Origin of the sequence: Streptomyces sp. NPDC048436 (assembly GCF_043200355.1) — a bacterium.
GTDB lineage: Bacteria > Actinomycetota > Actinomycetes > Streptomycetales > Streptomycetaceae > Streptomyces.
The window spans coordinates 868,073-889,104 of the sequence record NZ_JBICXP010000001.1 but is presented as its reverse complement, the minus strand read 5'-3'; the positions used below and the strand labels follow the sequence as shown (position 1 = coordinate 889,104).

Here is a 21,032-nt window from a genome sequence, read left to right as displayed (position 1 = left end):
CATGCCAGAGGGGCAAATATCCGACACGGATGCGCTGGCCCGCTTCCGCTTACGCCTGTCGTCGCTCGGCTACGGCGGCGACTACAACCCCGAACAGTGGGGCCCCGAAGTCCACGCCGAAGACACCGAGCTGATGCGCGAGGCGGGGGTGAACCTCGTGACGCTCGGCATCTTCTCCTGGGCGAAGACGGAGCCCGCCCCCGGCGCGTACGACTTCGCCTGGCTTGACGGCCACCTGGACCGCCTGGCCGAGGCGGGCGTCGCCGTCAGCCTGGCGACGATGACCGCCTCCCCGCCACCCTGGCTGACCCGCCTCCACCCCTCGACCCTCCCGGTCCTGGAGGACGGCACCCGTCTGCACCCCGGCTCCCGCCAGCACTGGTGCCCGTCGAGCCAGGTCTACCGCGCCCACGCGGTACGCCTGGCCGAGCGCCTGGCCACCCGCTACGGAACGCACCCCGCCCTCGCCCTCTGGCACATCGGCAACGAATACGGCTGCCACATCTCACGCCACTGCCACTGCGAGGTATCGACGGCGGCGTTCCGTACGTGGCTCCGGAAGCGCTACGGCACGGTGGACGCCCTCAACGAGGCGTGGTCGACGGACTTCTGGTCGCAGCGCTACGGCACCTTCGAGGAGATCCACACCCCCCGCAAGGCCCCGTCCTTCCGCAACCCGGCCCAGCAACTCGACTACTGGCGCTTCTCATCGGACGAGCTCCTCGCCTGCTACCTGGCCGAAAAGGAGGTCCTCACCCGCATCACCCCTCACATCCCCGTCACGACGAACTTCGTCCCGGTGGCCAAGACGCTCGACCTCTTCGCCTGGGCCCCGCACCTGGACGTCATCTCGTACGACTCCTACCCCGACCCCCACAACCCGGACTCCCTCCACCGCACGGCCTTCACGTACGACGTGATGCGAGGCCTCAAGGGCGGCCGGCCATGGCTGCTCCTCGAGCAGGCGCCGGGGGCGGTCAACTGGCGCCCCCGCAACGGCAGAAAGCCCCCCGGCCGGATGCGCCTGGACAGCTGGCAGGCGGTGGCGCACGGCGCGGACTCCGTGCTGTTCTTCCAGTGGCGGCAGTCGCGCGGGGGAGCGGAGAAGTTCCACTCGGCGATGGTTCCGCATGGGGGGCGGGAGGCGCGGATCTTCCGGGAGGCGGCGGCGCTGGGGGAGGAGCTTGCCGGGCACCCGGAGCTGCTCGGCTCGACGCCCGAACGGGCGGACGCGGCGCTGCTCGTGGACTGGCCCAGCTGGTGGGCGCTGGAACTGGACGCGCATCCGAGCGCGGACGTCACGTTCCTGGAGGCGGCCCTGGCCCACCACAAGCCGCTGTACGACGCTTCGGTGGCCTGCGACGTGGTCCCGGCGGACGCGGCTTTGGCGGACCTGACCCGGTATCGATTGCTGCTGATCCCCAATCTTTACTCGGTCACGAATGAGACCGCGGAACGAATCTGCTCCTACGTCCGGTCCGGCGGCACCCTGGTCATGTCCTACTTCTCAGGAATCACGGACGAACACGACCGCGTCCACCTCGGCGGCTACCCGGCCCCCTTCCGCGAACTGCTCGGCCTCCTGGTGGAGGAATTCGACCCCCGCCCCGACAGCACCTGGGCGGAGGTGATCCACCTGGAGGGCGCGGAAGCGGTGCTCTCGTTCCCCGACGGCAGCCCGGCGGTGACCCGCCACGCGTACGGCAAGGGAGTCGCCTGGTACCTCGGCACGCGCCCCGCTCCCCAGGGGATGCGGGAGCTCCTGGACCGCGTACGCGCGGAGTGCGGGGTGAACCCCGTCCTGCCGGACCTCCCGGAGGGGGTGCAGGCGCGGACGCGGGTGACGGCGGCGGGGGAGCGGGTGCATGTGGTTCTGGACGAGCGGGAGTTGAGCGTGGAGGTGGTGCGGCGGGGGCGCCGCTGATCGCAGTCGCTGATCGCCGCCGCCAGGTCTCCGGAGGGGGCGGTTGCAGAAGAATTCCAGGGCCGCAGGGAGAAGCTCCTGGTCAGGCCTCACCCGCGTGGAATTTCTCTGCAACTCTCAGCCGCCGACCGGCTTCCTGGCCCGGAACCGCAGCCCCCCGCTCTCCGGATGCCGTTCCACCACCGGCTCCGTGAAACCGGCGGCCCGCAGCCGTGCGGGAAGGGTCGCCGGGGGCACGGTGTTCATCGTGTCGCGGATGTGCAGCAGGCGGAAGCGGAGGCTTGGCTGGCTGTCGCTGCCCGCGAAGACGCCGCCCGGACGCAGTACGCGGAACGCCTCAGCGAAGATGCGGTTCTGGAGGGCGTCGGTGGGGACGTGGTGGAGCATCGTGAAGCACACCACCGAGGAGTACGTGGCGTCGGGGAGCGGCAGGTCCGTGCCGTCCGCGTGCAGGATGCGGGCCCGGTCGCCCCACTCGCGCTCCAGCAGGCGGACCGTGTCGGCGTCGATCTCGACCGCCGTGAGGCTGGGGACCTGGTCGACGAGTACGCGCAGGTTGGCGCCGTAGCCCGGGCCGATCTCCAGGACCTCGTCGCCGAGTTCGACGTCTTTGAGGGCCCAGGGGAGGAGGCGGTCCTTCACCGTCCGGGCCCACTGATCGGAACTGCACAGCTTGCGGTGCGCTCGGTTCATTGGCATACCGGCGACGCTAGATCCGAGCCCTCCGTGTCCACCACGGGCTAGGCTGCCGTCCCATGTCGCAGACCGGACACGGGGCGCTTACCGCCATCTTCGTCGGTGACTTCACCATGCCCCGCGGCGTGAAGTTCGCCCAGCATCAGCACCCTGTCCACCAACTCGCCTGGTCGGCAAAGGGGTTGCTGCGCATCCGTACCGACACCGGCTCCTGGCTGCTTCCGCCCTCCCTCGCCCTGTGGATCCCCGCCGGGCTGCCGCACGCCACCGAGGCCGAGGGCGACACCGTGATGCGCAGTCCGTACGTCGATCCGGCGCGCTGCCCCGAGTCCGCGTCCTGGACCGAGCCGACCGTCCTCGCGGCGGGCCCCCTGCTGCGCGCCCTGATCGACCACCTGCTCCGTACGGACCTCGACCTCGACGCCCGGTCGCGCGCGGAGAGGGTCCTCCTCGACGTGCTGCACCCCGTCCCCGTGACGAGCGTTTCCGTTGCCGAGCCCAAGGACCCCCGCGCGGGCGAAGTCGCGGCGGCGCTGGCCGCCGACCCCACCGACGGGCGCCCCCTGGAGGCCTGGGGCCGCACCGTCGGCGCGAGTGGGCGCACCCTCGCCCGGCTCTTCGTTGCCGAGACGGGCCTGGCGTTCGGCCAGTGGCGCGAGCGGCTGCGGATGCAGGCGGCCATGCCGATGCTCGCCGATGGCATGCCGATCGAAGCGGTGGCCGCGCGCGTCGGCTACGCGTCGGCCAGCTCGTTCGTCGCCGCGTTCCACCGCATCGTGGGGCTGACCCCACGGCAGTATTTCCCGGTGCGGCCACCGAACCCCCGGGGTTAGCGTCAGGCCCATGCCCGAACTCCGCCACTTCCACCTCCTGGTGGGCGGTGACGGTGACGTCCTCGGGCGGGTCAATCAGAGAGAGGTGGAAGGGCGGGCCGAGGTGCGCTATCGCCTTGCCACCGCTGCTGGTTGACACCTGATCCGGGCCGCGTCAGAGTCGCGCCGGTGGAGATCAGCGAGCTGAGCGACGCCGAGCGGCGGGTGTGGGACGCGTATCCGCTGGGGCGGTCCGTCGACTTCCGGGAGCACGACAGGGAGCCCGCCGACGCCGGCGCGGAGTGGGGGCCCGAGCGGGCCGTACGGGCCGAGGTGCTCCGCGCCCTGCTCCTCGACGGGCCCCGCCAGGCGGGCGAGACCCCGGTTCTGCGGGTCAGCGGCGCTCGCGTCACCGGGCGGCTCGACCTCCAGTACGCGGATGTCGCGGCGCCGATACATCTGTGGGCCTGCCGCTTCGATGAGGAACTGGACGTATACGGCGCCCAGTTGCGGCAGCTCAGCCTGGGCCGGTCCGTGCTGCCCGGCCTGCACGGCGTCGCACTGCGGATCGACGGTTCGCTGCGGATGACCGGCTGCCGGGTGCGGGGGCCCGTCCGGCTCGGTGGCGCGCGGATCTCCGGGGGGCTCTTCCTCGAAGGGGCGCGGCTCGGCGAGGAGGGTGCGTTGCCGCTCTCCGAGCCGATCCTCGGGCTCAATCGCGCGACCGTCGATGACAATCTGCGGGCTGACGGAGGCTTCACCGCCCACGGGATGGTCCGCCTCGCGGGAGCCGTCGTCGCCGGGACCATCACCCTCAACGACGCCGTCCTCAACAATCCGGGCGACACGGCCCTGCACGCGACGAACTTGAGCGGCGGCACCGATCTGCACGCCATGCGGCTCACCGCGCGGGGGCGGATCAACCTGCGGGGCGCCCGTATACCGGGGCAGCTCAACTTCGCGTACGCGCGCCTCTCCAACCCCGGCGGCATGGCCCTGCGCGCCAGCAGCCTCGTCGTCGGCGAACTGTGGCTCCGCGAGGCCGCCCACATCGAGGGCACCGTCACCCTGCGACGCTCCCAGCTCGACCTGCTGCACATCACCCCGGAGACCTGGCCGGGCGCGGTCCGCCTCGACGGCCTGACCTACACCACGCTCGACCCGCACGAGCCCGCCGAGCGGCGGCTCCAGATCCTGGAGCGGGACGCCGACGGCTACGTCCCGTACGCGTACGAGCAACTGGCCACCGCCTACCGCCGGATCGGGGACGACGCCGCCGCCCGCAAGGTCCAACTCGCCAAGCAGCGCCGCCACCGCACCACCCTCGCCTGGTACGCCAAGGCCTGGGGGTATCTCCAGGACGCCACCGTCGGCTACGGCTTCCGGCCGACGCGGGCCGCGGTCTGGCTGCTCTCGCTGCTCCTGATCGGCTCCGTCGCGTACGCCGTGCGGGAGCCGGCGGCGCTGAAGCCGGACGAGGCCCCGGAGTTCAACCCCGTCTTCTACACCCTTGACCTGCTGCTCCCGATCATCGACTTCGGGCAGGAGAGTGCGTATGCCGCGCGGGGGGCGTTTCAGTGGTTCGGGTACGCCCTGGTCATCATGGGCTGGACCCTCGCCACGACGATCGCGGCGGGCATCACGCGGGCGATCAGTCGCCAGTAGGGCGGATGCCGGTCACGAATGCGTGCCACGCGGGGGCGCTCAGCAGCAGGGCGGGGCCCTCGGGGTCCTTGCTGTCCCGTACGGGGACGACCCCGGGGACTCCATCGGCAACCTCGACGCAGTTCTCACTTTCATCGCCGCTGCTGTGGCTGCTCTTGCGCCAACGGGCGTTGCTCAGGTCGTGCTCGCGCATCGTCTGTAGTCCTCCGCCGCCGATTGGATGAGTGCCAAGGACGCCTCCGGCGGCAGCGCGACGGCCCTGAGTAGATCGTAGGACGCCTGTACCCGCTTCACCACAGCCGGATCGTCCAGCAGATTCCCCGTATTCACGGCCTCTGTATAGACAGTTGGGGGCGCGTCCTCGAACTCCATGATCTTCATCATCTTGCCCATCCTGGGGTGTGCCCCCACAGCGAAGGGGATCACCTGCACCAGTACCTTGTGTTCCCGCGCCATCGCCACGAGGTGGTTCAGCTGTCCGGCCATGGTGGTGGGGCCGCCGACCAGTACACGGAGGACGGTCTCGTGCACGATCGCCCAATACACGGGCCTTGTAGCGTCTTTGAGGAGCGGGGCACGGGCCATGCGGGCCCTGTGCAACTCGTTGAGGTACTCGTCCGCGGCGAATGGATTGCTCGCGACGAAGAGCGCTCGGGCGTACTCGGGGGTCTGGAGGAGTCCCGGAACCAATGCTGGCTCGAACTCGCAGATCTTCGTTGCCAGCCGCTCCAGCTCAGCGGCATGCGCGAAGTGTTCCGAGTACGGCTGGTCCTTGATGAGCTTGCGCCACATCCGCTCGAAAAAGCCATCGGTTTGTAGAACCTCGTCGATCCGCTCAGCCACATCCAACTGCGGCTTACGAATAGCCTGTTCGAATTGGCCGACGTAACCCCCGGAAACAAAAACCCGCACCCCCAGCGCCGACTGCGTAAGCCCCGCATCCTCCCGTCGCCGCTTCAACTCCGCGCCGAAGAACTCCCAGGCCGCCTGTCGCGAACCATTGGCCATGGCCAACCACCCTCCGCTGCCCCGCAGTTGTAGGAGACAGACTCCTGTCGAGTGTAGGTGGATTCCGTCACCGTAGGGATGCGAAGAGTGAGATCCGACGGCAAAGGGGAGCCACCCGATGGGTGAGAACAAGGCGCACGCGCCGGTATGCGTCGAGGACGCGGAGGAAACCATGAAGGAATTGCGCACCGCACTCGCGCGGGCAGGAATTACTTTGCCGTCATTGCGGATCGACCCCGCATCCTTGGCCCGGGAGGCGCCTTGTCCGCTCATCGAATTGGGCGGATGCCGCGTCGAGACGGCGGCACGCCTGGTCGCCGTACTGGAGGTCGCGCCGTGAATCTGCTCCCCATCGGTTCGTACGCGATGGACACCCTCACCGGACAGGTCGGCAGGGTGATGGGCCACGAGGGGCCCTACGTCCAGCTCCGTCCCTTCGGCGGGGGCCGGGAGTGGGACTGCGTGCCGGACGCGCTCAGGACCGCCACCACCTCGGAGAGGCTCCGTGCCGCTACGGCGTATGCGAACGCCCGGAGCCGGGGTGAAGTCCCGTGACGTAAGGTCCGGGCGCATGGCCATATGGAAATGGAGCAAGCCGAGGGTCGAGTCCAGATATCCGGCGCCGCTCACCATGCACCAGCTCTGGATGGTGTCGCTGAGCGCGCCGGTGAGCCGGGACAAGGACGCCTCCCGGACGAGCCTCTACCCGTTCACCCGCATCGACGACGGCAAGGCCGAGAAGTGGCTGGCCGAGCAGTGGGAGATCACCGCGCCCGAGCAGCTGCTCGGGCGCCTGAGCGGGCTCGCGAGCACCGGCTATCGCGCGATGGCCCAGCGGCGGCTCGGGGTGGCGCCGCTGGCCTTCGACATCGCGCTGTACGTGGACATCTCACGGCGGGGCTTCGCCTGCGGGATGCTGAGCGAGGCCGACACCTGGAACCGGCTCAAGAATGTCGTGCCGACGGTCGCGGGGACGTACGCCTCCTGGCAGGAGTACGCCGATCACTACCTGCTCGGCAGGAAGGTCTGGCGCGACAGCCTCCAGGGCACCCAGGACCAGGACTTCCCCGCGCCGCAGGCCGTCTCCGACGCCCATCTGAAGGCCCTGCTCGACCCGGCGAACCCCGCGAGCCCGTGGAACCTCGCCCCCTGGGAAGCGATCAGCCACCCCGACCGGGCGCGGCGCGGAGGTCGCTAGAGACGTACGTCACACGGGCCCATGTCACATCGCGGCGAGCTCGTTCCGTCCTATGTGTGCAGCCAACGAAAACGGCAGAGGAGCACACCATGGAACCCCGTCTCAACATGTTCACCAGCCCCGTCGCGGGCAAGTTCTGGAAGCACATGATCGCGGCGAACAAGGTGCTCACCGAGTCGTCGGTACCGGACTCGACGCTGGAACTCGTGAAGATCCGCGCGAGCCAGATCAACGGCTGCGGCGGCTGCCTCGACATGCACACCAAGGACGCCGCCGCCGCCGGTGAGACCGCCACGCGCCTCAACCTGGTCGCCGCATGGCGGGAGGCCACCGTCTACACCGAGGCCGAGCGCGCCGCGCTTGAGCTGACGGAGCAGGGCACCCGCATCGCCGACGCGGCCGGCGGGGTCACGGACGAGGCCTGGGCGAATGCCGCCAAGCACTTCGACGAGGAAGAGCTCTCCGCCCTGGTCGCCCAGATCGCCCTCATCAACACCTTCAACCGCGGCAACGTCATGATCCGCCAGCCCGGCGGCGACTACCAACCGGGCCAGTTCGGATAACCGGGCAGGGGCGAGGGGGCGTCGTCCCGTGCGCTAGTGCTGCTGCGGCTTCTGCGGAGTCACCTCGCTCGGGCGCACGATGACGTACCCCTCGCCCCGCAGCATCAGCTGCACGGCCTCCCCGGAGCCGCCCCTGATCATCGAACCGATGGACTGCGAGCGGTGCAGCGTCGTGGCGAGGTCCGCCGTCCAGCCGACCACCGCGTCCGTGTCGACGTACACCGGCTGCTGCGGCGTCACCGGGATCACCAGAGGGTTTCCCTCGCAGACCAGACCGAGGCGCCCGGACCCCGTGAAGACACTGTTGAAGAGACCGCCGCCCGTGATGCCCGCGCCCTTCACCGTCTTGATCTCGTACGAGAGCGTCGCGTCGAAACACAGCACGTTGCGGCCGTTGACGGTGAGCATGTCGCCCGGCTCGACGTCGACGATGAAGCAGTTCTGCGCCTCGTGCGCGAACCACGCCTCGCCCTGGCCCCGTACCGCCATGAGGGGCAGCCCCTCGCCCGTCATCGCCCGCTTGAGCATGCCGCCCATGCCCTGGCCCTTGCGCTCGAACTCCAGGCCGCCGCGGTAGGCGATCATCGCGCCCTGCCGGGCGTGCATCTCACCATTGACCGTGTACTTGATCGACTTGGCGTTCTGCAGCGTCATCCCGGGGACGGAGGCCTGCTGCGCCATGTGCTCGGAGGAGAACAGATCACTCTTCATGCGGGCATATTGTCAGGTGTGGGCGGATCCGTCAGGGGGGTGGGACTCAACACTCGCCCGGTGACGGCCGATCGGCCACCCCGGCCACACCCGGCCAGCCCGTACGCGAGAATGGGCCCATGAGTCTGTTCCGTGATGACGGCGTCGTGCTGCGCACCCAGAAGCTGGGTGAGGCGGACCGCATCATCACGCTGCTCACCCGCAGCCACGGCCGCGTACGCGCCGTCGCCCGCGGCGTGCGGCGCACCAAGTCCAAGTTCGGGGCACGGCTCGAACCCTTCTCCCACGTCGATGTGCAGTTCTTCGCCCGCGGCAGCGAACTCATCGGCCGCGGACTCCCGTTGTGCACACAGAGTGAGACGATCGCTCCGTACGGTGGCGGAATCGTCACCGACTACGCCCGCTACACCGCGGGCACGGCCATGCTGGAGACGGCGGAACGCTTCACCGATCATGAGGGCGAGCCCGCCGTGCAGCAGTATCTGCTGCTCGTCGGCGGACTGCGCACCCTTGCCAACGGCGAGCACGAGCCGCACCTCATCCTCGACGCGTTCCTGCTCCGCTCCCTCGCCGTGAACGGCTACGCGCCCAGCTTCAGCTCCTGCGCCAAGTGCGGAATGCCCGGCCCGAACCGGTTCTTCTCCGTGGCCGCGGGTGGCTCCGTCTGCGTCGACTGCCGGGTGCCCGGCAGCGTCGTACCCTCGATGGAAGCCCTCGGCCTGCTCGGTGCGCTGCTCACCGGGGACTGGGAGACCGCGGACGCGTGCGAGGCGCGGCATGTCAGGGAGGGCAGCGGGCTTGTTTCCGCCTATCTGCACTGGCACTTGGAGCGCGGGCTCCGCTCACTGCGGTACGTAGAGAAAACCACTTAACAGAGAACAGCTAGGTAGGAGAGAGCCCCCCATGGCACGACGCGGAATCCTCGGACGGTCCCGCCGTGAGTACAAGGTCCCCGAGCCGCACCCCTCGGGCGCCACGCCGCCGAAGATCCCCGGCGAGCTGGTGCCGCAGCATGTGGCGTGCGTCATGGACGGCAACGGACGCTGGGCCAAGGACCGGGGACTGCCGCGCACCGAGGGGCACAAGGTCGGCGAGGGCGTCGTCCTCGACGTGCTCAAGGGTTGCCTGGAGATGGGCGTCAAGAACCTCTCCCTGTACGCCTTCTCCACCGAGAACTGGAAGCGTTCGCCCGACGAGGTCCGCTTCCTCATGAACTTCAACCGCGACGTCATCCGGCGCCGACGGGACGAGATGAACGACCTTGGCATCCGCATCCGCTGGGTGGGCCGCATGCCCAAGATGTGGAAGTCCGTCGTCCAGGAGCTCCAGATCGCCCAGGAGCAGACCGTCGACAACGACGCGATGACCCTGTACTTCTGCGTCAACTACGGCGGACGCGCCGAGATCGCCGACGCCGCGCAGGCCATCGCGCGCGACGTCGCGGCGGGCAAGCTCGACCCCTCGAAGGTGAACGAGAAGACCTTCGCCAAGTACATGTACTACCCGGACATGCCGGACGTGGACCTGTTCCTGCGCCCCAGCGGCGAGCAGCGCACCTCCAACTACCTGATCTGGCAGTCAAGTTACGCCGAGATGGTCTTCCAGGACGTGCTGTGGCCGGACTTCGACCGGCGCGACCTGTGGCGCGCCTGCCTCGAATACGCCGGGCGTGACCGGCGGTTCGGCGGGGCGATCCCGAACGAGGAAGAGATCGCGAACAGTTGATCTCGTTCACGTGAACGCACTGCGGGCCCGCACCGAATCCGGTGCGGGCCCACAGTACGTACAGGTCAGGTCACTTCCGCTTCGCGGCAGTCTCCGCACACTCGGCGCACGTGCCGAAGATCTCCACGGTGTGCGCCACGTCGACGTACCCGTGATCCGAAGCGATCGCCTCGGCCCACTTCTCCACCGCCGGGCCCTCGACCTCGACCGCCTTGCCGCACACCCGGCAGACCAGGTGATGGTGGTGGTCGCCGGTGGAGCAGCGGCGGTAGACCGACTCGCCCTCGTCGGTGCGCAGCACGTCGACCTCGCCGGCGTCGGCGAGGGACTGGAGCGTGCGGTAGACCGTGGTCAGGCCCACCGAGTCGCCCTTGTGCTTGAGCATGTCGTGCAGGTCCTGCGCACTGCGGAACTCGTCCACCTCGCCCAGGGCCGCCGCCACCGCGGCACGCTGCCGGGTGGATCGGCCTCGTACCGGGGGTCCCGCAGCCGTTGTCACAGGTGCCTCCTCAACTGATCACTCGCACGATCGCCCGCACATCTGTCGTATCCCGTCGGGCCATTGTGCCAGCTCACTCTCAGACGGTGGCCCCGTCCGAGGCCCGCCGGGCCTCGGGGACGTCCGCCGTGCAGGTGGCATCGGCGGCGGTCACGGCCCGTGCGCGGCGGCGCGCGAGGGGCGTCGCGAGCGCCGTCAGGACGACGAAGACGCCGATCGCCATCAGCACGATGGTCGCTCCCGGCGGCACGTCCTGGTAGTACGAGGTGACCGTGCCGGACAGCGTCACGGCCGTGCCGATGACCACCGACAGGATGAACGTCACCTTGAACGAGCGGGTGATCTGCTGCGCCGCAGCCACCGGCACCACCATGAGCGCACTCACCAGAAGCAGGCCCACGACCCGCATCGCGACCGTCACCGTGACCGCGGCGGTGACCGCGATCAGCAGGTTCAGCGCCCGCACCGGCAGACCCGTCACCCGCGCGAACTCCTCGTCCTGGCTCACCGCGAACAGCTGCTTGCGCAGGCCCACCGTGACCAGGACCACAAAGGCCGCGAGCAGGCAGATCGCCGTGACGTCGGAGTCGGAGACCGTCGAGAGCGAGCCGAAGAGGTACGAGGAGAGGTTCGCGTTGGAACCGGTGTCCGAGAGGTTGATCAGCAGGACACCGCCCGCCATGCCGCCGTAGAAGAGCATCGCGAGGGCGATGTCGCCGCGCGTCTTGCCGTACGCCCTGATCAGCTCCATGGTCACCGCACCCACGACGGAGATGAGCGTGGCCATCCACACCGGGCTCGAATTGAGCAGGAAGCCGAGGCCCACGCCCGTCATCGCGATGTGACCGATGCCGTCGCCCATCAGGGCCTGGCGGCGCTGGACGAGGTAGATGCCGATGGCGGGGGCCGTGATGCCGACCAGGACGGCGGCGATCAGCGCCCGCTGCATGAACTCGGTCTGGAGGATTTCCATCGTCATCATCAGCTCAGCAGTCCCGTGCGGATCGGCTCGTGCTCGTCGGCCGAGTGCGGATGTACGTGGTCGTGGCCGGGCAGCGCATGCTGTCCCGTGGCCTTGGGCGGCGGGCCATCGTGCGTCACGCAGCCGTCGCGCAGGACGATCGCGCGGTCGATCAGCGGCTCAAGGGCGCCGAGCTCATGCAGGACGAGCAGGACCGTCGTACCGGCCGCGACCTGCTCGCGCAGGGTGTCGGCGAGGATCTCCTGGCTCGCCAGGTCGACGCCCGCCATCGGCTCGTCCATGATCAGCAGCTCCGGCTCGGAGGCCAGCGCGCGGGCGATGAGCACGCGCTGGTGCTGGCCGCCGGAGAGGGCGCTCACGGAGTCCTTGGCGCGGTCCGCGAGGCCGACGAGCCCGATGGCCCGGTCGACCGCCGCGCGGTCCGCCTTCGTCGTCCAGCCCAGCTTCGTCAGCTTCGTACGCGAGAGACGGCCGGACGACACGACCTCGCGGATCGTCGCCGGGACGCCGCTCGCGGCCGTCGTGCGCTGCGGTACGTAGCCGATGCGGGCCCACTGCCTGAAGCGCTTCAGGGGGGTGCCGAAGAGGCTTATGTCGCCGCCGGTGAGCGGGACTTGGCCGATCACCGAGCGGACGGCGGTGGACTTGCCCGAGCCGTTCGCGCCGAGCAGGGCCACGACCTCGCCGGGCCTGACGGTGAGATCGATGCCGCGCAGCACGGGGCGCGCGCCGAGGGTGGCCGTGGCCGCCCGCACGGATATGACGGGCGGGGCGGAACCCACTGCGTCCGTGTCCTTCATGGCGTGCGCCTCCGATGCTGCCAGCCGTTGTCTCACTTCGCGCCTAGGGCCTTCTGGAGCGCGGCGAGGTTGGACTCCATGACCTCGATGTAGTCATCGCCCTTGGACTTGCCCGTAATTCCCTCCAGCGGGTCCAGGACGTCCGTCTTGAGGCCCGCGTCCTTCGCGAGGGTCTCGGCGGTCTTCTTGCTGGCGAGCATCTCGAAGAACACCGTGGAGACCTTCTCCTCCTTGGCGAGGTCCTGGAGCTCCTTGATGCGGGCGGGGCTCGGGTCCGACTCGGGGTCGATGCCGGAGATGCCCTCCTGGTCCAGGCCGTAGCGCTCGGCGAGGTAGCCGAAGGCGGAGTGCGTGGTGATGAAGGTCTTCGTCCCGGTGTTCTTCAGGCCGTTCTCAAACTTCGTGTTCAGGCCGTCCAGCTTCTTGACCAGGGCCTTGGTGTTCTTCTTGTACGCCGCCGCGTGGTCCGGGTCGGCCTTCTCCATCGCCTTGCCGACGCCCTCGGCGACCTCGGAGTACTTCACCGGGTCCAGCCAGATGTGGGGGTCGGCGCCGGCTTCGCCTTCGCCCTCGTGGTCTTCGTCGGCGTGCTCTTCGGCGTGCTCGTCGCCGTGGTCGTGGCCGACCCCGGTGCCGTGCTTCTCCAGCTTGGTGAGGGTTGCGGCATCCACGGTGTTCTTCACGCCGGACTGGCCGATGGCGTCGTCGACGGCGGGCTGGATGCCCTTGAGGTACAGGATGAAGTCCGCTTCGCCCAGGGAGGCGGTCTGCCGGGGGCTGAGCTCCAGGTCGTGCGGCTCGACACCCGGCTTGGTCAGGGTGTCCACGGAGACGTGGTCGCCGCCGATCTCCTGGGCGAGGTACTGCATGGGGTAGAACGACGCCGTCACGTTCAGCTTGCCGTCGCCGTCCTTGTCCGCGGCGCTGGAGGACGAGCAGGCGGACAGGGCCGTGAGTCCGAGGACCGTGACGGAGGCGACGGCTGCGGTGGGTATGAGGCGGCGTACGTTCATGACACTCATTTTCAACAAATCTGGAAACGATTGTCAACTAGCGGTCTCTGGCGAAGCTGGACCGGAACCGATTTGATTAGGGGGGTAAGGCCGCCGGTAACCTGAAGCATTCGCTTCGCCCACCGTCGTAATGAAGAGAGCACCGTGGCCGCCGACAAGATCGACAGCATCGTCAGCCTGAGCAAGCGCCGTGGCTTTGTTTACCCGTGCAGTGAGATCTACGGCGGCCAGCGTGCCGCCTGGGATTACGGGCCGCTCGGCGTCGAGCTCAAGGAGAACCTCAAGCGCCAGTGGTGGCGCTACATGGTCACCTCGCGCGAGGATGTCGTCGGCATCGACTCGTCGGTGATCCTGGCCACGGAGGTCTGGCAGGCCTCCGGTCACGTCGCCACGTTCTCCGACCCGTTGACCGAGTGCCTCTCCTGCCACAAGCGGCACCGCGCCGACCACCTGGAAGAGGCGTACGAGGCCAAGCACGGCCGTCCGCCCGAGTCCCTGGCCGACGTCAACTGCCCCAACTGCGGCACCAAGGGCCAGTTCACCGAGCCCAAGCAGTTCTCCGGCATGCTCGCCACGCACCTCGGCCCCACGCAGGACAGCGGCTCCGTCGCCTACCTGCGCCCCGAGACCGCGCAGGGCATCTTCACCAACTTCGCCCAGGTCCAGCAGACTTCGCGCAAGAAGCCGCCGTTCGGCATCGCGCAGATGGGCAAGTCCTTCCGCAACGAGATCACGCCCGGCAACTTCATCTTCCGGACCCGCGAGTTCGAGCAGATGGAGATGGAGTTCTTCGTCAAGCCGGGCGAGGACGAGAAGTGGCAGGAGTACTGGATGGAGCAGCGCTGGAACTGGTACACCGGCCTGGGCCTGCGCGAGGAGAACATGCGGTGGTTCGAGCACCCGAAGGAGAAGCTCTCCCACTACTCCAAGCGCACCGCTGACATCGAGTACCGCTTCCGCTTCGGCGGCAGCGAGTGGGGCGAGCTGGAGGGCGTCGCCAACCGCACGGACTACGACCTCTCCGCGCACTCCAAGGCGTCGGGCCAGGACCTGTCCTACTTCGACCAGGAGGCCGGCGAGCGCTGGACTCCGTACGTCATCGAGCCCGCGGCGGGCGTCGGCCGCACCATGCTGGCCTTCCTCCTCGACTCCTACATCGAGGACGAGGCGCCCAACGCCAAGGGCAAGCTGGAGAAGCGGACGGTCATGCGCTTCGACCACCGCATCGCCCCGGTGAAGGTCGCGGTGCTCCCGCTCTCCCGCAACCCGGAGCTGTCGCCGAAGGCCAAGGGCCTGGCCACGGCCCTGCGGCAGAACTGGAACATCGACTTCGACGACGCGGGCGCCATCGGCCGCCGCTACCGCCGCCAGGACGAGATCGGCACGCCGTACTGCGTGACGGTCGACTTCGACACCCTGGACGACAACGCGGTGACGGTGCGCGAGCGTGACTCGATGAAGCAGGAGCGGGTCTCCCTCGACCAGATCGAGGGCTACCTCGCCTCGCGCCTGGTGGGCTGCTGACGCCTGCGGCTCGCATTGAGTGAAGCTTGGTGAAGCTTGAAAGAAGCCCCCGGTTCCGAGTATGGAACCGGGGGCTTCTGCTGCACACTGGGCGCCATGCCTTCGACGACCACAAGCAAGGTCAGCAGATGGGACCAGCACGGGCGCGAGCATGTCGTGCACGTGCAAAAGGCGGGGGTGCAGCGGCAGCTGAGCTGCGACACCTGCGGATGGAGCAGGAAGGTGCAGTTCCTGCCGTGGCTCAAGGCAGAGGAACACCTGGCCGGGGAGCATCAGGCCACGGTGGATCCTTCGGTGCCTTAGGGCTCCTCAGCCGAACCGCCTCACGAACCCCCGCTGCCAGGGCGTCTCCACCGCCCGTCGCGCATAGTGCTCCCGCACATACGCCACCGCCTCCCGGCCCGGCACCCCGTCCAGCACCGCCATGCACGCGAGCGCCGTACCCGTACGCCCCAGTCCGCCCCCGCACGCCACCTCCACCCGCTCGCTCCCGGCACGTTCCAGTGCCTCGCGCAGAGCCGCCGCCGCTGCCGTGCGGTCGGTGGGGAGGCGGAAGTCGGGCCAGTGCAGCCACTGGAACTGCCATGTGGCTGGCGGCGGTTCCTTGCCCAGCAGGTAGAGGGCGAAAGTGGGCTTCGGGCCCGCTGGCAGGGGATATCGCAGGCCACGCCCTCGGATGAGCCGCCCGGAGGGTAGCCGTAGTACGCCTGGTGCAGGAAAGTTCCACGTCTCGGTCGCGTGAGTCACGGCGCGAGCGTAGTGGTGCCGCCCGGCCTCTCCGCCAGTGGTTCTCGTGGGCCCGCGTCGAGCCGTTCGGCCGTCCGCCGTGCCGTCCCCCTCGCCCACCGGCCGCTGGTCAGCGCGCCCAGGAGCAGGACCGCGAGGCCGCAGCCCGTGATGATCCACCAGGCGGGGCGGCTCGCTTCGGTGAAGGCGGCGGCGTACGACGAGGATCCCACCCCGGAGGCCAGTACCGCGCCGATGACCGCGACGCCAAGGGTCTGGCCGATCTGACGGCTCGTGGAGGCGACGGCGGCTGCGACGCCCGCCTGGGCGCGGGGCATGCCGGAGACGGCGGTATTGGTGATGGGGGCGTTGACGAAGCCGAAACCGAGGCCGAAGAGGACGTAGCCGAGGAAGAGCGTCACGTTCGTGGTCTCCGCGTCGAAGGCGGCGAACAGGACCCCCGAGACCGTCATCGCGACCCCCGCGATCAGGAGCGGAAGCCGCGGGCCCCGGCTGCCCACGAGCCGACCGGACAGCGGGGCGCAGATCAGTGTCATGGCGGCCATGGGCAGCATCCACACCCCGGCGTGCAGCGCGTTCAGGCCGCGTACGTTCTGGAGGTAGAGCGTGGACAGGAAGAGGAAGCCGCCCAGCGCGGCGAAGGCGCTGACCGCGATCACCGTCGCCCCGCTGAACGGCGCCGAACCGAAGAAGCGCAGGTCGATGAGGGGGTCGGCGCGGCGCGGCTCATAGGCGAGCAGCCCGAGGAGGGCGAGCAGGGCGGCGCCCGCGAAGGCCAGGATCAGCGGGGACGTCCAGCCCGCCGCCGGGGCCTCGATGATCGCGTACGTCAGGGCGCCGAGCAGCACCATCACCAGGAGCTGGCCCACGGGGTCGGGGCGGCGTGGCTTGGGGGCGCGGGACTCGGGGACGTAGCGGATGGTGAGGAGGAGGGCCGCGAGGCCGACCGGCAGGTTGATCCAGAAGATGGAGCGCCAGCCGACGGAGTCCACCAGGAGGCCGCCCACGAGCGGGCCCGCCGCCATGGATATGCCGACCACGCCGCCCCAGACCCCGATGGCGCGGGCCCGTTCGCGCGGCTCGGTGAAGGTGTTGGTGATGATCGACATCGCGACCGGGTTGAGCATGGAGCCGCCGACCGCCTGGAGCATGCGGAAGGCCACGAGCGATTCGAGGTTGGGCGCGAGGGAGCAGGCGACGGAGGCGGCCGTGAAGATCACGAGCCCCACCTTGAAGATCTTCTGGCGGCCCACGCGGTCGGCCGTCGAGCCCGCGAGCATGAGGAGCGCGGCGAGTACGAGGGTGTAGGCGTCGATCGTCCACTGCATGCCGGAGATGCTGGTGCCGAACTCCCGCGCCATGCTGGGCAGGGCGACGTTCAGGACGGTGTTGTCGAGGCTGACGATCAGCAGGCTCATGCAGCAGATCGCGAGGACAAGCATGCGTCGGCGGTGCGTGAGCTGTGTCTCGGGCATGCTTTCGACGGTATCTCGCGGCGCGGGACGGTGCGTGCACCCCCTCACCCCAGCCTCCGCGGCAGCCGCAGGCTCAGCAGCGCAAGCCCTAGCAGTCCCGCCAGCTGTGCGCCGAGCACGATCACGTACGCGTCCCGCATGCCGAGGCCCGGCACCAGGGCCAGGAAGAGCGAGCCGAGTGTGGCCACGCCGATGGCCAGGCAGGACTGCTGCACCGTCGCCGCGAGGCCGCTGCCCGCGCCTGCCCGCGCGGCCGGTACCGCCGCGAGCACGATGCGGAAGTAGAGGGCGAGCTGGATGCCCTGGCCGATGCCGCACAGGGCGAGGCCGGGCGCGAGGGCGAGCGGGCTCAGCGTGGGCCACGGCGTCCACAGCACCGTCAGCGCGAGGACCGCGAGGCCGCAGCCGTGCACCAGCGCGCACGCCGTCATCGCACGGCTGCCGAGCCACGTCACGAGGCGCGGCGCGAGCATCGACGCCGCGAACTGCGCGACGCCCATCGGGACCAGGGTCAGCCCGGACTTCAGCGCGCTGTAGTGCAGGCCCTGCTGGAGGGTGACCGCGCTGGTGAACATCCAGCCGCTGAAGCCGATGAAGACCGGCAGACCGAGTACGAGTCCCTTGCGTACGCCGGGTGCGCGCAGCAGCGACGGGGGCAGCAGGGGGCTGCCGCCGGTGCGTTCGGCGCGCAGTTCGACGTACGCGAACGCCCACGCGAGGAGCGGTGACGCGGCGAGCAGCGTGATCGCCCACGCGGGCCAGCCGGCGGCCCGGCCTTCCGTGAGGGGAAGGAGCAGGGCGACGAGTGAGGCGGCGAGCAGGACCGTGCCGGCGATGTCGCCGCTCCGGGGCTGCTCGGTCCTGCTGTCCGGTACCGCGCGCACCGCGCAGAGCAGGGCCGCCGCCGCGACGGGCACGTTCACGAGGAAGGCCATGCGCCAGCCGGTGCCCGCCACGTCGGCGGCGACGATGACCCCGCCGAGTACCTGCCCGAGCACCACGGAGAGCCCGCCCACCGAGCCGTACAGCGCGACGGCCTTGGTGCGCCGCTCGCCCCGCGTCGTCGCGTGGATGGTGGCGAGTACCTGCGGCAGCATCAGCGCCGATGACGCGCCCTGTGCGACGCGCGCGCCCACCAGCCACCAGGCGCCGGGTGCGAGCCCGCAGGCCAGCGAGGTCGCGCCGAAGGCGGCGACGCCCCAGAGGAAGAGCTTGCGGCGCCCGTAGGTGTCGCCGAGCCGCCCGCCGAGCACGAGCAGGACGGCGTACGCGACGGCGTACCCGGCGACGACCATTTCCAGGGTGGCGGGGGAGGCGTGCAGGTCGCGTTCGATGCTGGGCATGGCGACGTTGACGATGAAGAAGTCGATCATCGGGAGCGCGGCGCCGAGGAGGAGGGTGACGAGGCCGAGCGGGGTCAGGGCGGAGGCGGCGGCCGGGGGAGCCGGGGCCGGGGGAGCCGGGGCCGGCTTGAGTACATGTGCCGTGGAGTTCGTGAGGTTCACGCCTACGACGGTCGTCGTACTTCCAGCCTGGTACCAGAGTCTCTTTATCCTGGTACCTGTACTACCTGGAAACAGGGCCGTCCTGCGGGCAAGCTGGTCCCATGAACACCGCAGCGCCGGCGCAGCCCGACCGTATCCGCCGCAGTGAGCTCGCCGACTTCCTGCGCAGCCGCCGCGAGCGGATCACGCCCGAACAGGCGGGCCTGCCGCGCGGCCCGCGCCGCCGTACGCCGGGCCTGCGCCGTGAGGAGGTCGCGCACCTCTCCACGGTCGGCGTCACCTGGTACACGTGGCTGGAGCAGGGCCGCGCCATCCACGTCTCGGCGCAGGTGCTGGACGCGCTGTCGCGTGCCCTGATGCTGGACGCCGGTGAGCGCGCCCATCTCTTCCAGCTCGCGGGCACCGCCGATCCCTCCCCGGCCGCCGAGACAGCGTCCGTGCCGCAGGGCCTGCTGCGGATGCTGACCCAGCTTGAGCCGTATCCGGCGTGCGTGCAGAACTCCCGGTACGACGTCCTCGCGTACAACGTCACGTACGGGAATCTGCTCACCGATCTCGACGTGCTGCCGCCCGAGGACCGCAACTGCATGTGGCTGACGTTCACGCACCCCGCCTGGCAGGCCGCCATGGAGGACCGGCAGGAGACGATGCGCCGGATGGTGGCGAGGTTCCGGGCGCGGATGGCGGGGCACCTCGCGGACCCGGCGTGGAAGACGCTGCTCAGGCGGTTGCGCAAGGCCTCGCCGGAGTTCTGCGAACTGTGGGAGCGGCATGAGGTGATGCAGGCGGTGGACCAGTCCAAGCGGTTCAACAACCCGCTGGTGGGGCCGCTGCACTTCACGTACCACGGGCTGTGGCTCGGCCCGGCCGAGGGGCCGCGCCTGGGGACGTACGTCCCGGCGGACGAGCGCTCGCGGGCCGCCACGGACGAGCTGTACCGGCTGCTGAAGGAGGGGCGCGCGGGCAGTGGCGCGGATGGGGGACAATGAGAGGTCTGCCCTCGCTTCAGATCAGCTCGCCCCAGCTCGCCCCGGAGGATCCCCCGCCATGGAGCCCCAGCTTCAGATCGGTCCGCACGCCGTGCGGCCGCCCGTCGTGCTCGCCCCCATGGCGGGCATCACGAACGCGCCGTTCCGGACGTTGTGCCGGGAGTTCAGCGGCGGCAAGGGCCTCTTCGTCAGCGAGATGATCACCACGCGCGCCCTGGTCGAGCGCAACGAGAAGACCATGCAGCTGATCCACTTCGACGAGACCGAGAAGCCGCGGTCCATCCAGCTGTACGGCGTCGACCCGGCCACCGTGGGCAAGGCCGTCCGCATGATCGCGGAAGAGGACCTGGCCGACCACATCGACCTGAACTTCGGCTGCCCCGTCCCCAAGGTCACCCGCAAGGGCGGCGGCTCCGCGCTCCCGTACAAGCGGCCCCTGCTGCGGGCGATCCTGCGTGAGGCGGTCGCCGGGGCCGGTGATCTGCCCGTCACGATGAAGATGCGCAAGGGCATCAACGACGAGCACATCACCTTCCTCGACGCGGGCCGTATCGCCGTCGAGGAGGGCGTCACGGCGATCGCGCTGCACGGCAGGACCGCCGCCCAGCACTACGGCGGCACCGCCGACTGGGACGCCATCGCCCGCCTCAAGGAGCACGTCCCCGAGATCCCCGTCCTCGGCAACGGAGACATCTGGTCCGCCGCCGACGCCGTGCGGATGATGAAGGAGACCGGCTGTGACGGCGTTGTCGTCGGCCGTGGCTGCCTCGGCCGGCCCTGGCTCTTCGGCGACCTGGTGGCCGCCTTCGAGGGTACGGGCGCGCCCAAGGCCCCGGATCTGCGCGAGGTCGCCGCGGTCATGCTGCGGCACGCGACTCTCCTGGGCGAGTGGATCGGCGACGAGGCGCGCGGTGTCATCGACTTCCGCAAGCACGTGGCCTGGTACTTGAAGGGTTTCGCGGTGGGGTCGGAGATGCGCAAGCGCCTCGCGATCACCTCGTCCCTCGCCGAACTGGAGGATGGGCTCGGCGAGTTGGACCTCGACCAGGCCTGGCCCTCCGGTGCCGACGGTCCGCGCGGCCGTACGTCGGGCAACAACCGTGTGGTCCTGCCGGACGGCTGGCTGAAGGACCCCTACGACTGCGCGGGCATCGGCGAGGACGCCGAGCTGGACACGTCCGGAGGCTGAACCGCCT

General features: G+C 69.7%; 25 protein-coding genes. 14 read left to right on the top strand and 11 right to left on the bottom strand.

Features of this window, described 5'->3' with window-relative positions; all coding sequences use genetic code 11:
• The first annotated feature begins 1 nt into the window (after position 1).
• Complete coding sequence (locus tag ACGFX9_RS04110; RefSeq protein WP_393464220.1) at positions 2-1,924, top strand: beta-galactosidase; 1,923 nt, start codon at positions 2-4, stop codon at positions 1,922-1,924.
• Between the two features lie 117 nt (positions 1,925-2,041).
• Here ACGFX9_RS04110 and ACGFX9_RS04105 read toward each other — a convergent pair whose 3' ends face one another.
• Complete coding sequence (locus ACGFX9_RS04105; RefSeq protein ID WP_393464217.1) at positions 2,042-2,623, bottom strand: class I SAM-dependent methyltransferase; 582 nt, start codon at positions 2,621-2,623, stop codon at positions 2,042-2,044.
• 56 nt (positions 2,624-2,679) lie between these two features.
• On the opposite strand from ACGFX9_RS04105, the gene ACGFX9_RS04100 reads away from it, so the two are divergent.
• The 3 genes from ACGFX9_RS04100 to ACGFX9_RS04090 are packed head-to-tail and all read left to right on the top strand — an operon-like array spanning position 2,680 to position 5,097.
• On the top strand, positions 2,680-3,453 hold the full coding sequence (locus ACGFX9_RS04100) for an AraC family transcriptional regulator (RefSeq protein ID WP_393464214.1): 774 nt from the start codon (positions 2,680-2,682) through the stop codon (positions 3,451-3,453).
• A gap of 10 nt (positions 3,454-3,463) precedes the next feature.
• Positions 3,464-3,589, top strand: a complete 126-nt coding sequence (locus tag ACGFX9_RS04095; protein ID WP_393464211.1) for a hypothetical protein — start codon at positions 3,464-3,466, stop codon at positions 3,587-3,589.
• A gap of 32 nt (positions 3,590-3,621) precedes the next feature.
• Positions 3,622-5,097 carry a membrane-associated oxidoreductase gene (locus tag ACGFX9_RS04090; RefSeq protein WP_393464209.1) on the top strand — a complete coding sequence of 492 codons (1,476 nt, stop codon included), beginning with the start codon at positions 3,622-3,624 and terminating at the stop codon, positions 5,095-5,097.
• Here the strand turns inward: ACGFX9_RS04090 and ACGFX9_RS04085 are convergent.
• Both ACGFX9_RS04085 and ACGFX9_RS04080 read right to left on the bottom strand, forming a co-directional pair.
• Positions 5,084-5,290: a DUF397 domain-containing protein gene (locus ACGFX9_RS04085; RefSeq protein ID WP_393464206.1), complete on the bottom strand. Its 207-nt coding sequence runs from the start codon at positions 5,288-5,290 to the stop codon at positions 5,084-5,086. The genes ACGFX9_RS04090 and ACGFX9_RS04085 overlap by 14 nt on opposite strands.
• The gene (locus ACGFX9_RS04080; RefSeq protein WP_393464203.1) at positions 5,272-6,105 is read right to left on the bottom strand and encodes a helix-turn-helix domain-containing protein; all 834 of its coding nucleotides are present in this window, start codon (positions 6,103-6,105) and stop codon (positions 5,272-5,274) included. Before ACGFX9_RS04080 ends, ACGFX9_RS04085 begins: the two co-directional genes overlap by 19 nt.
• Positions 6,106-6,223: 118 nt before the next feature.
• Between ACGFX9_RS04080 and ACGFX9_RS04075 the strand changes: the two genes are divergently transcribed.
• The 4 genes from ACGFX9_RS04075 to ACGFX9_RS04060 all read left to right on the top strand — a co-directional run bounded on the left by ACGFX9_RS04075 (position 6,224) and on the right by ACGFX9_RS04060 (position 7,866).
• Entirely contained in the window at positions 6,224-6,445 is a 222-nt protein-coding gene (locus ACGFX9_RS04075) for a hypothetical protein (protein ID WP_393464200.1), read from the top strand.
• 26 nt (positions 6,446-6,471) lie between these two features.
• On the top strand, positions 6,472-6,660 hold the full coding sequence (locus ACGFX9_RS04070) for a hypothetical protein (protein WP_393465619.1): 189 nt from the start codon (positions 6,472-6,474) through the stop codon (positions 6,658-6,660).
• Positions 6,661-6,676: 16 nt separating this feature from the next.
• A complete protein-coding gene (locus ACGFX9_RS04065) occupies positions 6,677-7,303 on the top strand; it encodes a DUF1266 domain-containing protein (protein ID WP_393464197.1) in 627 nt (208 codons plus the stop codon).
• A gap of 89 nt (positions 7,304-7,392) precedes the next feature.
• Positions 7,393-7,866, top strand: a complete 474-nt coding sequence (locus tag ACGFX9_RS04060) for a carboxymuconolactone decarboxylase family protein (RefSeq protein ID WP_393464195.1) — start codon at positions 7,393-7,395, stop codon at positions 7,864-7,866.
• 33 nt (positions 7,867-7,899) lie between these two features.
• On the opposite strand, the gene ACGFX9_RS04055 is transcribed toward ACGFX9_RS04060, so the two are convergent.
• The gene (locus ACGFX9_RS04055) at positions 7,900-8,577 is read right to left on the bottom strand and encodes an AIM24 family protein (RefSeq protein WP_393464192.1); all 678 of its coding nucleotides are present in this window, start codon (positions 8,575-8,577) and stop codon (positions 7,900-7,902) included.
• Positions 8,578-8,696: 119 nt separating this feature from the next.
• Here ACGFX9_RS04055 and recO point away from each other — a divergent pair, with 119 nt between their 5' ends.
• Complete coding sequence (gene recO, locus ACGFX9_RS04050; protein WP_393464189.1) at positions 8,697-9,449, top strand: DNA repair protein RecO; 753 nt, start codon at positions 8,697-8,699, stop codon at positions 9,447-9,449.
• A gap of 31 nt (positions 9,450-9,480) precedes the next feature.
• On the top strand, positions 9,481-10,302 hold the full coding sequence (locus ACGFX9_RS04045) for an isoprenyl transferase (protein ID WP_393464182.1): 822 nt from the start codon (positions 9,481-9,483) through the stop codon (positions 10,300-10,302).
• A gap of 70 nt (positions 10,303-10,372) precedes the next feature.
• Here ACGFX9_RS04045 and ACGFX9_RS04040 read toward each other — a convergent pair whose 3' ends face one another.
• The 4 genes from ACGFX9_RS04040 to ACGFX9_RS04025 form a co-directional block, all read right to left on the bottom strand.
• Positions 10,373-10,801 carry a Fur family transcriptional regulator gene (locus ACGFX9_RS04040; protein WP_393464179.1) on the bottom strand — a complete coding sequence of 143 codons (429 nt, stop codon included), beginning with the start codon at positions 10,799-10,801 and terminating at the stop codon, positions 10,373-10,375.
• Positions 10,802-10,880: 79 nt separating this feature from the next.
• Positions 10,881-11,774 (bottom strand): metal ABC transporter permease, encoded by an 894-nt coding sequence (locus tag ACGFX9_RS04035; protein ID WP_393465616.1) that lies wholly within the window; start codon positions 11,772-11,774, stop codon positions 10,881-10,883.
• A gap of 8 nt (positions 11,775-11,782) precedes the next feature.
• Complete coding sequence (locus tag ACGFX9_RS04030) at positions 11,783-12,583, bottom strand: metal ABC transporter ATP-binding protein (RefSeq protein ID WP_393464176.1); 801 nt, start codon at positions 12,581-12,583, stop codon at positions 11,783-11,785.
• Positions 12,584-12,615: 32 nt separating this feature from the next.
• Positions 12,616-13,596, bottom strand: coding sequence for a metal ABC transporter substrate-binding protein (locus tag ACGFX9_RS04025; RefSeq protein WP_393464173.1), 981 nt, complete (start codon positions 13,594-13,596; stop codon positions 12,616-12,618).
• Between the two features lie 144 nt (positions 13,597-13,740).
• On the opposite strand from ACGFX9_RS04025, the gene ACGFX9_RS04020 reads away from it, so the two are divergent.
• The gene (locus ACGFX9_RS04020) at positions 13,741-15,120 is read left to right on the top strand and encodes a glycine--tRNA ligase (protein WP_344527453.1); all 1,380 of its coding nucleotides are present in this window, start codon (positions 13,741-13,743) and stop codon (positions 15,118-15,120) included.
• Between the two features lie 96 nt (positions 15,121-15,216).
• Positions 15,217-15,423 (top strand): hypothetical protein, encoded by a 207-nt coding sequence (locus ACGFX9_RS04015; RefSeq protein WP_393464170.1) that lies wholly within the window; start codon positions 15,217-15,219, stop codon positions 15,421-15,423.
• 6 nt (positions 15,424-15,429) lie between these two features.
• On the opposite strand, the gene ACGFX9_RS04010 is transcribed toward ACGFX9_RS04015, so the two are convergent.
• Genes ACGFX9_RS04010 through ACGFX9_RS04000 form a run of 3 tightly spaced genes read right to left on the bottom strand, consistent with a single transcriptional unit; the run spans position 15,430 to position 18,847 of the window.
• Positions 15,430-15,867: a protein-tyrosine phosphatase family protein gene (locus ACGFX9_RS04010; protein ID WP_393464167.1), complete on the bottom strand. Its 438-nt coding sequence runs from the start codon at positions 15,865-15,867 to the stop codon at positions 15,430-15,432.
• Positions 15,864-17,342 (bottom strand): MFS transporter, encoded by a 1,479-nt coding sequence (locus ACGFX9_RS04005; protein ID WP_393464164.1) that lies wholly within the window; start codon positions 17,340-17,342, stop codon positions 15,864-15,866. Before ACGFX9_RS04005 ends, ACGFX9_RS04010 begins: the two co-directional genes overlap by 4 nt.
• Positions 17,343-17,386: 44 nt before the next feature.
• Positions 17,387-18,847, bottom strand: a complete 1,461-nt coding sequence (locus ACGFX9_RS04000) for an MFS transporter (protein WP_393464161.1) — start codon at positions 18,845-18,847, stop codon at positions 17,387-17,389.
• 101 nt (positions 18,848-18,948) lie between these two features.
• Here ACGFX9_RS04000 and ACGFX9_RS03995 point away from each other — a divergent pair, with 101 nt between their 5' ends.
• The gene (locus tag ACGFX9_RS03995) at positions 18,949-19,836 is read left to right on the top strand and encodes a helix-turn-helix transcriptional regulator (RefSeq protein WP_393464158.1); all 888 of its coding nucleotides are present in this window, start codon (positions 18,949-18,951) and stop codon (positions 19,834-19,836) included.
• A gap of 58 nt (positions 19,837-19,894) precedes the next feature.
• Positions 19,895-21,025 (top strand): tRNA dihydrouridine synthase DusB, encoded by a 1,131-nt coding sequence (gene dusB, locus ACGFX9_RS03990; protein ID WP_393464155.1) that lies wholly within the window; start codon positions 19,895-19,897, stop codon positions 21,023-21,025.
• Positions 21,026-21,032 lie beyond the last annotated feature (7 nt).